Raw genomic sequence first — 13,352 nt, 5'->3', positions numbered from 1 at the left:
TTTAATGTTGAAGTGATATTTATAAAAAACAGCTACTCAGAAGCGCCGAGCCCCTCTTTGGCTCGTTCAAAGTCATAATTATCTAACGCACTTTGAACATCTTTGAGAACAACAGAATGTGGATACTGTGCCAGTAACTCAGTCACATATTGAGTTGCATCGTTATCATACGCATCCAGCAGTGATAGCAACTGAGCATGCTGTTCTGACGTGATGCTCGGTGAATCAGAGGTATCAGCAAGACTCGCATCGGCTTCTTCAGTACTTGTCGTATTGAATCCCTCAACACCAGACACATCAAAGCTGATCTCAACTGCTTTAATCAGTTCGATTAACCCAAGTTCGCCTTGCTTAAGATCTGCTTCATCACACGCCTTGTTATGCGCTTTGCTTTCTAAATCACTGAGTAGCTCGGCTAATCGCAACCCACCAATCGAAGCTGCCATGCTTTTTAAGGTATGCAGATTGCGCTCTAACGTCTCCCAGTCGCCTTGTACTAAGTTATCAAAAGCATCCGACATAATGTCTGGCGATCCTTGGCAGAACCTATCAAGCATTTTGGCTTGCAGTTTCACATCATGATAAGTCAGTTGCTCAAACCTCGACTGAGAGAAAACAGGCGGCTCTGTTTGAGTATCGGAGTGTAATTCCGCACTCTCATCAGAATCACCGGCCAGTATCGTAACTGAAGGCGTGTCTGATGGCGCTCTACCTTCAACTAATACCTCAGGAACAATGTATCGAGTAATCAGAGACATCGCTTTATCAATAACAATTGGCTTATCCAAGAAGTCCGTGACACCCGACGCCCTCGCTCGTTGTTTCGCATCAGCAAAAACATTGGCCGACATTGCAATAATCGGTACATCTGTATTGAATTCACGAATCAAACGAGTAGCTTCAAAGCCGTCCATAACCGGCATTTGAAGATCCATGAAGATTATTTCGTAGTCGTTGTTTTTAGCTAACTCCAGCGCTTCCTTTCCGTTTTCAGCAAGATCGGCATTTAATTTAGAGCGACTGAAAAATGCTAAGGCTAGATCTTGGTTCAGCTCATTGTCTTCAACCAATAGCACTCTTTGGCCTTTGAACTCTATCTGATAATCCAACTGCAACTCTTGGGCTTTGAATTCGGCTAACGCATCCGAGCTTGAGCGTGGCAATGTCAGCACAAAGGAGAACTCACTGCCTTGCCCGTAAACACTCTCCACCGTAATTTGACTGCCCATCGCATGCACTAATTTCTGGCTAATGTTGAGCCCAAGCCCTGTACCGCCAAACCGACGTGTCGTAGTGGTATCCGCTTGGCTAAAGGCTTCAAACAGCTTGTGACGGTTCTCATCCGAGATGCCTATCCCGGTATCCATCACACCCACCTTCATGGTTAGGCTGCTATCGTTCGAGTCAACATGCTCCACCGTTAACGCTACGCTGCCTTTTTCCGTAAACTTAATCGCGTTGCCCACAAGGTTGAGTATGACTTGGAACAACCTCAAGGGATCGCCTTGCAGTGGCGTGTCTAACTCTGGGTCGATGACCATCGACAAATTGAGTTGCTTCTCAGCTGCTTTCGACTCCATCAGTTCAATCACATCTTTAAAGGTCGTTACGGGATCAAACGGGACGTTATCAATAACAAGTTGCCCTGCTTCTATCTTTGAGAAATCAAGGATGTCATTGATGATACCGAGTAACGAATGGCCAGAACGGTGCACTTTCTCAATATAATTTCGAGCGACAGGATTAGATATTTCGCCAATCGCCAGATAAGACAAGCCAATAATGGCATTCATTGGGGTTCTTATCTCATGGCTCATATTGGCTAAGAATTCCGATTTAGCTTGGCTCGCCAAATCGGCTCTCTGTTTTTCTTCTTCCAATTGTTCGTTAAGGCGCTTCATTTCTGAAATATCGAATGCCCAAAATAGTGTGGCGACTTCCCCATCAATCTCAAAAAGATAGTAACTGACCAAAGCAACAAATCGGGTTCCATCAGACTTTCTAAGAACCAACTCCCTATTTTCAACTTTACCGTTAAGGTCGAGCTCTTTATGCACGCCATCACGAACGCTCAGCGAGTCATGGATAGCAGCGACGTCGATAGAAGACAACGCCTGATCTTCCACGCCAAACAAACGTTTCGCCGTATCATTCGCGTAACGAACCTCTTCTTCAAATACCACACTGGCTGCAATTGGAGAGCTATTTAGCATGTTGTAAAGTTGGTTCTGCGCCTTTTCCAGAGCTTCGGTCGCTTCCTTAGCAATACTGATCTGCTTCGCTAATTTACGATTCCAGAAAATAATAAGAAGAAGGATCACCAGAGAAAAAACCGAAATGGTGTAAACCAATTGATAATCAACTCTTTCTATCGCTTTGGGCGCCGCCCACTTTGCTGAGATCTTCTGGTGTTCTTCAGCCGAGATACTGCCTATCGCTTTGTTCACAATAGACAACAGCAAAGGTTCAGATTTGATGACATGCAGAGTTGGCGACAGGAAGAAGTCTAACCGGCCGATGATACCAACCCCTCGATAGCCAAATGAGTCGATTAAGTAATTTAAGACATCAACGGTATCAATCATCGCATCAAACTCACCCGATTCGACGAGCTCTAAGCCATCATTCGTCGATGACACCATCGACCAGTTGATCTCAGGGTAACTATCCACGATAGCTTCTGTGTTGGCTCCCCCTTCTAAAATACCTATTTTCCAACCGGCAGCTTCTTCTAAGACAAGACTGTTCACATCTCGTCTTGAGGCAATGGCCAAACGACTAGAAAATAACGGCTTACCCGCCTTCACGCCCTCGCTAAGTGAACGATTCTCCACAGCAGCCGACACAAGGTGCACTTTTCTATGGTCAACGAGTCGTCGAGTCTCCTGCCAACTGCCGACATCAACATGTTCCAAGCGTAAACCTGTTTTCTGCTCGATCAGCTTTAGGTAATCATCGATCATGCCGATGTATTCCCCTTTGCTCGATACGGCTTCATAAGGCAAAGAGTTAGGATCAATACCGATTTTCAATACTGGATGAGATTTTATCCACTGACGTTCGTTTTGACTAAGATTAAGGAGTTCACCAGCTAAACTGTTTGATTGATAAATATCTGAAATATAGCGTTTTGCACCATCTCCGAATGAATTGAACTGCTCAATGGCTGGGAAATAAACATAGCTCCCTTCCACGGAATCCACATCGAAATAGAACGTCATAAACCCAGCATTGGTGCTGCCCGTCTTCGTTTTATAACCAGCGCCTTTCGTCACGGATGACAATTTAGAGGTGTTTTTCTTGTCCAATGATGACGTTGATACATCTCCTAGGAACCAAGATTCAAGCGGTCGCTTATTATTATCAGCCAGTGCCGAAATCACCATGAAGGTATTATCTGCATCAAATATGTCAAAAATCTTAGGCAATTCGTCAAAGCGATCATTAACAATAAAGTACGCTGAGATTTGAGCAATAATATCGGCCTTCTTCAGAACCGGAGTCAGGTCGTTCTTAATTTGTCTTCTAAGAATTGGCTCAAATTCCCCGTCTTCCCTTTTCAGGTTTGCCAATGCGGCATTGAAGCGGTCTCTTAATTCCGCCCCCCTGAAATCCACGTAGATGGGATAACTGACTTTATAATCTTCATGGAGCTGAATCTCGCGCATTTCAATAAACCGGGTATTGGTTACAAACCAGGTTAATACGCGCCTTTCTACCATCAGGAGATCAACATTCTGAGCTCTCAGCTGAGAGAACGCCGACTCTAAGCTGTCGAGATCTTCTATCCGATCAATGCTCAATGGGCTTTCCAAGACTTCTACGGAATTTTTAATCGGCGATGTTTCATCGAACAGCAAAGCACCCAATGACAAATTTTTTGCCGACTTCAAATCCAGCTTACGCCTCTTTAATGACACTGGTACAAAATCAACATCCATCACCTTGTCACTGACAAAGTGCAATGAAGAGTCATTAAGTTGAACGCCAGAGACAAATGATATTGAGTTGTTGTTATCGATAGCTTGACGAGCTGCAGTACGAGGCAAAGTGACAACGTCACCTAACCGATACCCCATATCGTTCAAAGCTCTTTGCATAATGTCATGCTCTAAGCCGACAGAAGTACTGTCTGGATACATGTAAGGCGGGTTGCCGAATCCAAATACACCTTTAATGGGAGAGCGATAAGGCGAGTCATCTAACCATTTAGATAAAATGCGGTTCTTTTTACTGATATCAAATGTTGCAATCTGTTGATTCAATAAGTTAAGCAGCTCATTGTCGTTTGAACGAATAACCATGGCTGCTTTGATGTTCTTCCAGCGATCAAGTACATGGTTGACCGCTAAATTCTCTACTCCGCTTTTATGAGCAAGATCCATGGTGGTTACAGGTTCAGCCAGCAAACCATCAACCGAGCCGTCTTCTAATGCGCGAATAGCATCAATGGCCGTATCGAACTCAACCGCCTCAATAGAGCTAAGCTGCACACCAGATCCCTTTAGGTCGATGCTTTCTCGCACCATGGCAATTCGCCTTTTGGCCTCTTGCTCTATTTTCTTATTGAGATGATCTTCGGTAGGAAGAATGACGGCAATTTGGTACGAGATATAAGGATCAGTTTGAAGGAAACGTCCTCCTTCGCTGGGATCAAACTGTTGAAACGGAAACACATCGCCTTTCCCGTCTAACAAAGCTTGCTTTGCTTCAGCATGAGAATCTACGCTGATGAAGTTGGTTTTTACGTTGAAACGCTCTTCAAGATCGTAAGCCCAATCTCGAATAATCCCGTCGACTTTTCCGTCATCACCAATAAATGAGTAAGGATAATGACTGGATAGTGCAACAAACGTGATTTCACGATCAGGATCTTGCCATAGGTTTGGTTGTTGATCCGGAGCAGCCTCAGCGTTAACGCTAGCAGCACGAACAACGAATACAACAAACAAAATTATGGCGATGACATAACGCTTACCCCACTTACCCCACATCTGCCAGAGGTCACTCATCTTTGAACTTCTCTTTAATCTCTAGAATCTCTGGCAATTTAATGAAAAACAGATCAACGATAGTCGGGTCAAAATGCTTACCTTTCTGCTCAGTGATTAAAGCCAAAGCATCTTCGACACTCCAAGCTTTTTTATAAGGGCGTTCTGCCGTTAGAGCATCAAACACATCAGCCACAGCAGCAATTCTGCCAACCAGTGGGATATCTTCCCCTGCCACTTGACTCGGGTAACCGGAACCGTCCCATTTCTCATGGTGATACTGCGCTACTTGGATCGCCATTCTCATCAGTTTTGAATCACTTTGCTGGCCTAAAATCTCCACACCATACTCGACGTGCTTCTGCATGATCGCCCACTCTTCCGCATCGAGTTTTCCGGGCTTAAGTAACACGTTATCTGGGATACCTATCTTACCAATATCGTGCATTGGCGCCGCGTCACGGAGCGTTTCGGCATCTTCGTCAGTCATGCCCAACGCCTTGCCCAACACCTCACAGTAGTGGCTCATGCGCTTAACGTGCATACCCGTTTCGTTGTCTTTAAATTCCGCTGCTCGACCTAAGATATTGAGTGTCTCAAGTTTACCTAGATTGATCTCGACGGTTTTGTCTTTCACTTGATGGAACAGTGCTCGTTGTTGGTCATACAAAGCGATGTGGGTTTTGACACGCTGGAGCGCGATTTCAGGCGTAATCGGTTTCGTTAGGTAATCGACAGCACCTAAAGATAGTCCCTTCACTTCGGCTTCTGGACCAATTGTGGCGGTCACGAAAATGATAGGAATGTGAGCCGTATTCGGCTGAGCTTTAAGTTGGCGGCACACCTCGTAACCATCGATGTCAGGCATCATGATATCAAGGAGGATAAGGTCTGGCTGCGGCACCATCTTCGCGATCTTGATACCAATTGTGCCGTTAATCGCTACTTTCACTTGATAGGTATCTTTGAGTATTGCCGTTAACACATCCAAGTTACTTGGGGTGTCATCCACGACTAACACTATAGGTTTCCGACTCATTGATACCTCGTATACAAATCAAACAGTTATAACCATAGTGTAGATGGGTTTTCGCACGTCTCAATATCAAAATGACAAATGTTTGTTAAAAATTAAGGATAGATCTTCGAGTGACATCAAAATAACACCTTGAACGGGTAAGATGTCAAAAACTCGACGGGAATTAGCTTATAAAACAATGGACTACATACGCATCTATTATCACATCATCTAAACTGTCCCCGAGAAATTGATTATTACGGCCTACTGGTAGTCGCTCTTTCACGAGCAAAACTTGAAATGAATAATCAATGGTTGAACATGATGACAGCTCGCCGAACTGGAGCGCATTAACAGATGCAAAAATGATCAACACAACCAACCAATGGTCTGGTTCACTTCAAATTTAGTCTGTTTCACATCGTAAAGAACAACGGAATCAGCCCCAATTCTGTGAAGTTTTCTTATCAGAATAAACCCATTCAGATAAACCTTTTCTATTTATATCGATTTAAAAATCACTTTAATAAAAGTGAAATATTCAATTCATAACCTCCCCTTCGACAACTTAATAAGTCTAGTCATATTTTACTGAGCTTGAATAATCACAATGTTTTACTTGAACACTAAAACCCCTTATTCAAACACCGACATTATTCGAATGAATAATAGATTAACTGGAGATATACCGTGAAATTGATTAAATCTACACTATTGTCGTCTTTATTGGTTGCGGCAACTTTTAACGTTTCTGCGAACACGACGATCAATGGTGCAGGTGCCACCTTTCCTCATCCAATCTACGCAAAGTGGGCTGAGCAATACCAACAAGCAACTGGTATTCAAATCAACTACCAAGCGATTGGTTCGGGCGGCGGCATTCGTCAAATCACAGCTAAAACCGTTGATTTCGGTGCAACAGATGCACCACTAACAATTGATGAACTCAACAAGGAAGAGATGATTCAATTCCCAATGGTGATGGGCGCAATCGTACCGGTTGTAAACATCCCTGGCATTGAAGCAGGTGAAATGAAACTAACAGGTGAAGTCCTTGCGGATATTTACCTAGGCAAAATTGACAATTGGAATAATGAGCAAATCGTTGCGTTAAACAGCGACCTTACTATTCCTTCTCAACCGATTTACGTTGTCCACCGTTCAGATGGTTCTGGCACAACTTTCAACTTTACTGAGTACCTTGCTCAAGTAAACGATGATTGGAAAAACCAAGTTGGTGTTGGTAAAGACATCACTTGGCCACGTCAGGCAACAACCATCGGCGGCAATGGTAATGCTGGTGTAGCTAACTTCGTGAGCCGCACTCGTGGCGCGATCGGCTACGTAGAGTACGCATTCGCGAAGCAAAATGACCTAACTCATACGCAAATGGACAGTGCAGAAGGTAAATTCTTGCAGCCAACGATGGAGACGTTCCAATCGGCAGCAGCAAATGGTGACTGGGCAAGCGCTCCTGGCTACCACCTTCTACTGAACAACCAACCAGGTGCTGACTCTTGGCCAATGACGGCGGCAACTTTTATCTTGATGCATAAAGATCAAAAAGACGCAGCCAAGGCTCAAGAGATCATTAACTTCTTCAATTGGAGTTATGAGAATGGCGCTGATGCCGCTGAAGAGTTGGATTACATTCCAATGCCTAAAGCGGTCACTAAGATGGTAAATGACACTTGGTCACAAGAGCTAACTACCGATGGCAAAGCCATTCTTAATTAATCGATGAATTCGTTCATTGAAACTAATATCAACTTTTAATTGAGACCCAATACCGCTAGTTGTGATTTTTATTGAATATATCTTCTTTGGAATAGCTTCTTTTGAATAGCTACTAGCGGTATTTATCTTACCTATGAATAAAACAATGACTATTAAAAGATTAGATGGTGATTCAATTTTTGAAAAATTGAGTTTCACTTCTTCTATTCTTATTTTTATTGCACTAACTGGCATTATCATTTCTTTAATTGATGGCGGTTGGAAAGCATTTTCTGAATTTGGCCCTGGCTTTGTTTTCAACAATGTCTGGGATCCGATTAATAGTAACTTCGGTGCAGCCTCTGCTATTTACGGCACACTGGTTACTTCCTTCATCGCGATATGTATAGCGGTTCCAGTTGCCTTAGGCACTGCAATCTTTTTAGCAGAATTAGCACCCAAGTGGATCAGCAGCCCTGTGAGCAAGGCTATTGAACTACTCGCTGCAATTCCGAGCATCATTTACGGCATGTGGGGCTTGTTTGTCTTCGCACCTTGGTTCTCTGAAGGCTTCCAGATGTGGGCTCTAACGAACTTATCTGGCATCCCGATTCTTGGTACTTGGTTTAGCGGCCCGCCAATCGGTATCGGCCTACTGAGTGCAGGCATCATCTTGTCATTCATGATCTTACCTATCATGACGGCGCTAACCCGTGATGCACTTCGCTCAATACCAGATGTTCTACGTGAAGCCGCATACGGTGTCGGTGCTACGCCATTCGAAGTCATCACTAAAGTGTTACTTCCTAAAGTAAAAAGCGCAGTAGCAAGCGCAGGTATCTTAGGTTTAGGACGCGCATTGGGTGAAACCATGGCGGTGGCATTTGTTATTGGTGGTGCAAACCGCATTGAAACCTCACTGTTTATGCCTGCAAGTTCTATTTCATCTACGATTGCTCAGCAATTTAATGAAGCGACAAATGAAGTTCACATCTCTTCGCTAATCGCGCTAGGCCTTGTGTTATTTGCAATCACTTTCATTGTTATGGGCGCTGCCCGTTTCCTTTTGAAAAGAGGTAGAGCATGAATCTAAGAAAGTTTAAAAATGGCCTATTCTATGCGTTCTGCATTGCTGCAACCGCAACGGGTCTTATCGTACTCTCGAGCATTCTTTACACCCTAATCGGAGAAGGCATCAAGGGGCTGAAATGGAGCTTGTTTACTGAACTTACTCCTGCGCCGGGCAGCGAAGGCGGCTTGAAAAATGCGATTTATGGCAGCTTGATTCTAACTGGTATGGGCATCGCGATTGCAGCTCCGCTTGGTGTGTTGGCTGGCACTTGGCTATCTGAAGCACCTAAAGAGAACAAAACAGCTGAAACACTACGCTTTCTTAACGGTATGTTAGTGAGCGCACCTTCTATTTTGGTTGGCTTGTTCATCTACGCGGTGATTGTGGTTCCAATGGGTTCTTACTCAGCATGGGCTGGAGCAATCGCGTTAGCTATTTTGGCTTTGCCTGTGATCATCTCTTCAACAGAAGAAATGTTAAGACTGGTGCCACCAACGCTAAAAGAGGCAGGCAGTGGTTTGGGCGCTCCAAAATGGCGTGTGATTACCAAGCTCAGCTACCGCGCTGCAGGCCCAGGCATTGTAACGGCTATCTTGTTGTCGGTTGCTCGAATCTCAGGTGAGACGGCTCCCCTGCTATTCACAGCATTAAACAGCAGCTTCATGACCACAGACATGGGTGCGCCAATGGCGAACCTACCAGTGACCATTTATCAATTTGCGATGAGTCCTTATTCATCGTGGCAAGAATTAGCGTGGGCAGGAGCCCTACTGATTACTTCATTCATTCTATTTATCAACATCCTAGCGACAAGCTTGCCTAAATACCTGAAAGCGAGAAAAGCATAATGACTGCAATGACTAACTCATTAGTAAACGACAACTCTTTCTCAAAAGGTCTTGATACCCTGTCTACTGAGGCAACCAATGACCAAGCAATGACTTGTCGCATGCAAATTGAAGACCTGAGCTTCTTCTACAATAAGAATCTGACAGCGTCGTTAAAGAACATCACCATGCCGATTTACAACAACAAGGTGACGGCACTGATCGGCCCTTCGGGTTGTGGTAAATCAACGCTATTGAGAACCATGAATCGCATCTACGATTTGTACCGCACTCAATATGCAGAAGGCGATATCCTGCTTGATGACGAAAGTATTCTGGGTTCGATTGACCTCAATGAACTTCGCTCAAAAGTCGGAATGGTTTTCCAAAAGCCTACCCCGTTCCCAATGTCTATCTACGAGAACATGGCCTTTGGTCTGAAACTTAAAGGTGGCTTTAGCAAGGATGAAATCGATACTCAAATCGAGAAAGCACTTAAGCGTGCGCACCTATGGGAAGAAGTGAAAGACAAGATGAACGCGGATGCAATGGGCTTGTCGGGTGGACAACAGCAGCGCTTGTGTATCGCACGTACTATCGCTTTGCAACCTGAGGTGATCCTAATGGATGAACCGACGTCTGCACTCGACCCGATTGCGACTGCTGCGATTGAGGAGCTGATTACCGAGCTTCGTGAGAAGTACACCATCGTTATCGTGACTCACAACATGCAGCAAGCGATGCGTATTTCTGACCACACCGGCTTTATGTATCTTGGCGAGTTAATCGAGTTTGGTGAAACCGAGCAGATATTCAAAGCGCCAAAGCATGACCGTACTCAGCGTTATATTTCTGGTGATTTCGGTTAACTGAGTCTTCAGTAACTAAAGCACTAGCAAAAGAACCAATAGCGAAAAACAAAAAGAGCTCCTCATATGGGAGCTCTTTTCATTCAACGGTTAGAAAACAAAACAACCGAGTTATTCAGTAATCTAACGACCAGAGTAATACATACAGATTCGCACACCATCGAACTCGCGAATCTCAAATGGGATCTCGTAGATAGATTCCATTACTGATTTTTCAACCACTTCCGAAACCTTACCCGACTTAACCACCTTGCCTTTCTTCATCGCGACAATGTTATCTGAGTAGCAAGAGGCGAAGTTGATGTCGTGAATCACGATAACCACCGCTTTATTGAACTCATGCGCCAAACGACGAAGCGTCTGCATGATTTCAACAGAGTGTTTAATATCAAGGTTATTCAGAGGCTCATCTAAGAACACATAATCCGTATCTTGTGCCACAACCATCGCGATAAACGCCATTTGACGCTGACCGCCACTCAATTCATCAAGGTATTTATTTTGGATGTCGGTAATGCCAAGGTGCTCCAATGCTGTGTCGACGATCTTATGATCTTCGTCTTTCAAGCGACCTTGAGAGTGTGGGAAGCGACCAAAACAGACCAACTCACGAATTGTAAATCGCATATTGATGTTATTTGATTGTCTTAACACGGCAAGGTGCTTCGCTAGCTCTTTAGTATCCCACTCAGCCAGTAACTTATCACCAATGACCACTTCACCTGCGTCACTGTCGGTTAAGCGGCTCGCCATTGAAAGCAGTGTACTTTTACCCGCACCATTTGGGCCAATGATAGAAGTCACTTCACCTTTCGGGAACATAGCACTGGCATCATCAACCACGAGTGACTTGCCATACTTCTTACTTAAACCTGTTAATTTAATCACTACTTACTACCTTTACTGAATTCTGGTGCGTAACAACAAGAACATAAAATACAAACCGCCGACCAAGTTAATGATCACACTCACTGTGGTTTCAAACGCCATCACTTTTTCGATAAACCATTGGCCAGAAACCAATAGCACGATCGCTAACAAGCTACTTGCGATGATAAGCACACGATGCTGATAAGATCGGAATATCTGACGAGCTAAGCTCACTGTAATCAAGCCAAAGAACAGCACAGGGCCAACCAGAGCTGTCGACACCGCGACCATCACTGACACAATCACCAAGGTAATCTGAGTCAGTCGTTTGGTGTTCACGCCCAAGCTTGTTGCGTTATCTACGCCAAGCCAAAGTACGTCAAGCTTAGGCGCCAACAACCACAGGCCAAGTAAGCTCAAACCCAATGGAATAAGGCTGAGGTAAACCAGTTCGCCTTTCACGTTATTAAAGCTTGCGAACATCACATTTTGCAGCACCGCGAATTCATTGGGATCAATCAACATCGCAAGGAAATTCGCTAAACTCGAGAATACGCTGCCACACACGATGCCTATCAACAGCAGTGTGAATACGTTGTTTCGCTTGCTCTTAAAGTAGAAATGGAACAGAGCAAACGAGAACAAGATCATCACAGTCACAGACATCGAAAAGTTTGCGATTGAGTCAATCACCCAGAAGCTCGCACTGCCAAACACAAACAGAAGCACCGTTTGAACCAGCATATACAAGCTGTCAAAGCCCAAGATGGATGGGGTTAGAATTCGGTTATTGGTGATGGTTTGGAAAACCAGTGACGACGCAGAGATCGCCACCGCCGCTAACACAATCGACAGCAGTTTTGGTAGTCGCAGAGACAAGAAGAACTCATAGTTATCCCAAGTAAGCCCCTGCCCGATGAATAACGCTGTCATACCCAAAGACGCGATAGCCAGAATCGCAATTTTTACTGAATCACGCATTCGACTTGTCTCTCATGATTAGGTAGATAAAAATCAAGCCACCAAAGATGCTGATTACCATAGAGATTGGAATCTCATAAGGGAAGATGACGATTCGAGCTAGCAGGTCACAAGCCAACACCAAGATTACGCCCCAGTAGGCCGTCCAAGGCAGAATCTTCTTCATGTTATCGCCCATCATCAGCGACACGATATTCGGCACGATAAGGCCAAGGAATGGTATAACACCAACGATCATCACCACAGAAGAGGCGCAGATAGCGACCAATGCAACACCAATGAAGACGATCTTCTGATAATTCAAACCGATGTTTTTCGCGAAGCTCTCACCGATGCTCGCCGCACTGAACTGGCTCGCAAAGTAGTAAGCCAGCACACAAGCAGGCACCGCGAGATAAAGGATTTCATAGCTGCCCTGCAACACGCTCGCAAAGTTCGCCATCGTCCATGCAGACATAGTTTGTACTAAGTCGTGTTTGTAGGCGATAAATGTGGTCAACGCTGAGACCACGTTGCCGTACATGATGCCAATCAAAGGCACCAATACCGCGTTCTTAAACTTGAGGTGTTGTAGGAAGCGAACCAATAGCATGGTGCCAAACACCGCAAATGCGAAGATAAAGCCTAAGTAGCTCCATTGCGCAGCATTGCCTAGCACGAGAATACCGACTATGTAACCCAACATCGCACAGTCAATGGTGCCCATCGTCGAAGGCGCGGCAAACTTGTTCTGTACGATTTGCTGCATGATCAAGCCAGAAACACTCAATCCCGCTCCGGCAAGCACGATCGCAAGTAGTCGAGGAATCCGACTAACAATATAAATAGAGTTGGCGTGTTGGTTGCCATTGAAGAAGTCACTAAAACTGATTTCAGCGACTCCAATCATCAATGACGCAACGCATAACACAACAAGAAATACAGCAGCTGCAATGGGTTTCAACATAGAAATAATACTAAAGGTAGGTCTCGGGTAGCCCGTACAAAAAAGTGAAAAAGGGCTTATAA

9 protein-coding genes are annotated in these 13,352 nt (G+C 44.6%); 4 read left to right on the top strand and 5 right to left on the bottom strand.

Going from position 1 to position 13,352, the window contains the following annotated elements; translation table 11 throughout:
- Positions 1–32: 32 nt before the first annotated feature.
- Positions 33–5,012: an ATP-binding protein gene (locus HRQ85_RS04560; protein WP_172378833.1), complete on the bottom strand. Its 4,980-nt coding sequence runs from the start codon at positions 5,010–5,012 to the stop codon at positions 33–35.
- Positions 5,005–6,030: an HD-GYP domain-containing protein gene (locus HRQ85_RS04555; protein WP_029235213.1), complete on the bottom strand. Its 1,026-nt coding sequence runs from the start codon at positions 6,028–6,030 to the stop codon at positions 5,005–5,007. The genes HRQ85_RS04560 and HRQ85_RS04555 overlap by 8 nt, the downstream gene beginning before the upstream one ends.
- A 669-nt stretch (positions 6,031–6,699) precedes the next feature.
- On the opposite strand from HRQ85_RS04555, the gene pstS reads away from it, so the two are divergent.
- The 4 genes from pstS (at position 6,700) to pstB (ending at position 10,493) form a co-directional block, all read left to right on the top strand.
- Positions 6,700–7,746: a phosphate ABC transporter substrate-binding protein PstS gene (pstS, locus tag HRQ85_RS04550; protein WP_172378832.1), complete on the top strand. Its 1,047-nt coding sequence runs from the start codon at positions 6,700–6,702 to the stop codon at positions 7,744–7,746.
- 145 nt (positions 7,747–7,891) lie between these two features.
- Complete coding sequence (pstC, locus tag HRQ85_RS04545; protein ID WP_197090247.1) at positions 7,892–8,812, top strand: phosphate ABC transporter permease subunit PstC; 921 nt, start codon at positions 7,892–7,894, stop codon at positions 8,810–8,812.
- The gene (pstA, locus tag HRQ85_RS04540) at positions 8,809–9,645 is read left to right on the top strand and encodes a phosphate ABC transporter permease PstA (RefSeq protein ID WP_048606157.1); all 837 of its coding nucleotides are present in this window, start codon (positions 8,809–8,811) and stop codon (positions 9,643–9,645) included. Before pstC ends, pstA begins: the two co-directional genes overlap by 4 nt.
- Before the next feature lie 8 nt (positions 9,646–9,653).
- Entirely contained in the window at positions 9,654–10,493 is an 840-nt protein-coding gene (gene pstB / locus HRQ85_RS04535; protein ID WP_444823265.1) for a phosphate ABC transporter ATP-binding protein PstB, read from the top strand.
- 123 nt (positions 10,494–10,616) lie between these two features.
- On the opposite strand, the gene HRQ85_RS04530 is transcribed toward pstB, so the two are convergent.
- From HRQ85_RS04530 to HRQ85_RS04520, 3 genes are read right to left on the bottom strand one after another with little or no spacing between them, the layout of a single operon-like run.
- Positions 10,617–11,381 (bottom strand): iron ABC transporter ATP-binding protein, encoded by a 765-nt coding sequence (locus tag HRQ85_RS04530; protein ID WP_017061894.1) that lies wholly within the window; start codon positions 11,379–11,381, stop codon positions 10,617–10,619.
- 12 nt (positions 11,382–11,393) lie between these two features.
- Positions 11,394–12,344: an iron chelate uptake ABC transporter family permease subunit gene (locus tag HRQ85_RS04525; RefSeq protein WP_050619685.1), complete on the bottom strand. Its 951-nt coding sequence runs from the start codon at positions 12,342–12,344 to the stop codon at positions 11,394–11,396.
- Positions 12,337–13,290 (bottom strand): ABC transporter permease, encoded by a 954-nt coding sequence (locus HRQ85_RS04520; RefSeq protein WP_048606150.1) that lies wholly within the window; start codon positions 13,288–13,290, stop codon positions 12,337–12,339. The genes HRQ85_RS04525 and HRQ85_RS04520 overlap by 8 nt, the downstream gene beginning before the upstream one ends.
- Positions 13,291–13,352: the final 62 nt, after the last annotated feature.

It is taken from the genome of Vibrio sp. Vb339, assembly GCF_902751245.1.
GTDB classification, from domain to species: domain Bacteria; phylum Pseudomonadota; class Gammaproteobacteria; order Enterobacterales; family Vibrionaceae; genus Vibrio; species Vibrio coralliirubri.
Note: the sequence above shows the minus strand (reverse complement) of the source record. Positions and strands in the feature narration are given on the sequence as shown.